Source organism: Gordonia polyisoprenivorans NBRC 16320 = JCM 10675 (assembly GCF_000241325.1).
Lineage (GTDB): Bacteria > Actinomycetota > Actinomycetes > Mycobacteriales > Mycobacteriaceae > Gordonia > Gordonia polyisoprenivorans.
The window spans coordinates 1-489 of the sequence record NZ_BAEI01000052.1; the positions used below are offsets into that span (position 1 = coordinate 1).

Annotated in this window: 1 protein-coding gene and 1 pseudogene; both read left to right on the top strand. The window is 64.0% G+C overall.

Annotated elements, in window-relative coordinates; all coding sequences use genetic code 11:
* The first annotated feature begins 44 nt into the window (after window positions 1-44).
* The gene (locus tag GOPIP_RS12615; protein ID WP_005195137.1) at window positions 45-335 is read left to right on the top strand and encodes a transposase; all 291 of its coding nucleotides are present in this window, start codon (window positions 45-47) and stop codon (window positions 333-335) included.
* A pseudogene (locus GOPIP_RS29815) lies at window positions 332-489 on the top strand (IS3 family transposase); the annotation flags it as partial. The gene GOPIP_RS12615 and the pseudogene GOPIP_RS29815, both read left to right, overlap by 4 nt.

Here is a 489-nt window from a genome sequence, read left to right on the forward strand (position 1 = left end):
GAGGTTCCCCCCGAACCGTAGAGGCATCGATAATGAGGAGCACGATGCCAGAGAAGCGGAAGAAGTACGACCGGGAGTTTCGTGATGGGGCGGTCCGGATCGTCGAGGAGACAGGTAAGCCGATCGCCCAGGTCGCTCGAGACCTGGGGGTCAACGAGGGCACCTTGGGTAACTGGGTCAACCGGGCGCGCGCCGAGCGGGAGGGCCGCGGCGAGCTGACCGTTGATGACGCTGCTGAGCTCAAACGGTTGCGTGACGAGGTCGCCGAGCTGCGCATGGAGCGTGATGTCCTCAAGCGATCAGTGGTCCTGTGGGTGAAGGAGGCGACGAAGTGAGCGTGGCACGCTTTATCGCCGACCAGAGGACCAACTATCGGGTGCCACACGCGGTGTCCTGCCGGCTGCTCGGGGTCAGCGAGGCGTGGTTCTACAAATGGCATAAGCGGACCCAATCGCCGGGTGCGGCAACGGGTTTGCACACCACCCGCGA

Bases quoted from the DNA above. Each gene is read 5' to 3' on its own strand.
- GOPIP_RS12615 (WP_005195137.1), top strand. From the start codon at position 45: ATGCCAGAGAAGCGGAAGAAGTACGACCGGGAGTTTCGTGATGGGGCG.